Annotated in this window: 1 protein-coding gene; it reads right to left on the minus strand. The window is 73.0% G+C overall.

The window, feature by feature from the left end:
• Positions 1-1,960, minus strand: a 1,960-nt coding sequence (locus tag TsocGM_RS26390) for a hypothetical protein (protein WP_158633765.1), incomplete at both ends; no start/stop codon positions are given.

Consider the following 1,960-nt stretch of genomic DNA (forward strand, 5'->3'; position numbering starts at 1 on the left):
GCGGGGAGGCCGATCGGGGGGAGTCGGGATCGGCCTCTCCGGGGGAGGGAGCGGCAGGGGGAGGGCTGGCGGGGGAGTCCGCGTCGTCCTCATCGTCCCCGGGAGCTCCCCGGTCCCCCTCGGTCGAACGGGCCTCCGGCTCTCGGGGGGAAGGGAGCTCGGGAGGCTCGCGGTCGGGCTCGGGGGCGGGGGCGGGGGAGGGACGGGAGGGGTTCGAGGCCGGGGTCGGGGAGGCCGGGGCCGGGAAGGAGGCGCTGACGCCGACGCCGCCAGCCATGTTGATCAGGTCTTGCAAGTAACTTTGCAAGTCCTGGCCGTAGCCGACGATCCCTCCTCCCGCCGGCATGGGCCAGGAGTCCGCGCTCGGGGCCGGCTCGGGGCCGGGGGCTGGCTCGTCCCGATGCGGATCGGCCGGGTGGCCCGAATCGCCGACGATCGCCTCGGCCAGCTCCGCGGCGCTCGATCCCCAGCGGTCGACGTCCTCGTCATCGTCCCAGGGGTCGTCCTCGTTCTCGTCGTCTTGATCGTCGATCGGCTCCTCGCCTTCGTCCCCCTCCGCATCCTCCTCGGCCGTGTCGTCGATCTCGTCGTCGTCCTCGCTGTCGAACTCGTCATTCCGCGGATCGTCGTCGCTGTCCCCGTCCTCGTCCTCGTCCTCGTTCTCCTCGTCGAGGTCATCCTCGTCCGAGGGGGCCTCGCCGACCAGTGCTTCCGATTCGAGCTCGTCTTCAAGGTCTTCATCGCCTTCGTCCAGGTCGTGGTCCTCGGGCTCGTCGTCTTCGCCGTCGGGATCGTCCTGGTCAGGCTCCTCGTCGATCCGGTCGTCCTCGACGTCGTCCGACTCCTCGTCCGGATCCTCGTCGACCGGCTCCTGGTCCTCGTCGAACTCGTCGTCGTCCTCGTCGAACTCGTCGTCTTCGTCCTCGTCCTCGTCGTCGTCCGGGCCATCGTCCTCGATTCCGTCGGGCTCCTCCTCGACGTCGTCTGGGCCCTCCGGGTCTTCGTCCGACTCGTCCTCGTCCGAAGACTCCTCCTCCGCGTCGTCTTGGTTCTCGTCGTCCTCGTCCGCGACGGAGCGGTCGTCGTCCGGATCCTCGTCCTCGTCCGCCTCGAGATCGAGGTCGTCAGGAGTGTCCTCGTCCGAGAGATCGGGGTCGGATGCGTTCTGGAAGGCGTGGTCGAGGGGCTCGTCGTCGACGAGGGGCTCGCCGTCCGGTTCCTCGACGGCCCCGAGGCCGAGGGGATCGGGAGCGGGATCGTCGTCGTCGTCCGGGTCGGGGTCGTCGAGGGGATCGCCGGTCGGGTCCTCGTCGTCCGAGGGGCGGTCGGCGGCGGGGGAGTCGTGGCGGGGGGAGAGGGACTCGGCGGCGACGACCGGGGAGGGGCCGGAACCCGGATCGTCCCGGCGATCGGCCGAGGGGGCCGGGATGCCGGGGGGCTCGTGCCGATGATCTTCGGGGAAGGAGGCGTCCTGCTGGGCCTCGGCCGGGAGGTGGTCGAGCAGCTCCTGTCCCGGCTCGGGCTCCGGCGCGGGCTCGGAGCGCTCGACGCCGGGGATCGGGGAAGCCGAGGCGGCCTGCGAGCCCTCCGGGAAGGGGGAATCGCCCGGGGGATCGGGAGCGGTCGAGCTGGGAGGGAGGACTTCGAAGGGGGCGTCCGTGGCCTCGGCCTGGGGAGGGAGCTCGGGGAGCTCGGCCCGATCGGCGTCGGCGTCCTGGGGGAAGGGGCCGACGGCCGGGGGCTGAGGGCCGGCGGGGGTGAGGGGGATCTCCTGGCGGACGAACTGGTTGGGGCCGACGCGGACCCAGACGACCTCGGTGGGCTGCGGCTCGGGCTCGGGCGGGTCGGCCTTCTTGCGCCGACGGCGCCGGGGCTTGGCGGCGGGGGCCGGGGCCTCGGCCGCGGAGAGGTCCGGGTCGGAGGGGCCTTCTGGAGCCGGGGAGGGGGGGGGGCCGGGCTC

Source organism: Tautonia sociabilis (assembly GCF_003977685.1).
Lineage (GTDB): Bacteria > Planctomycetota > Planctomycetia > Isosphaerales > Isosphaeraceae > Tautonia > Tautonia sociabilis.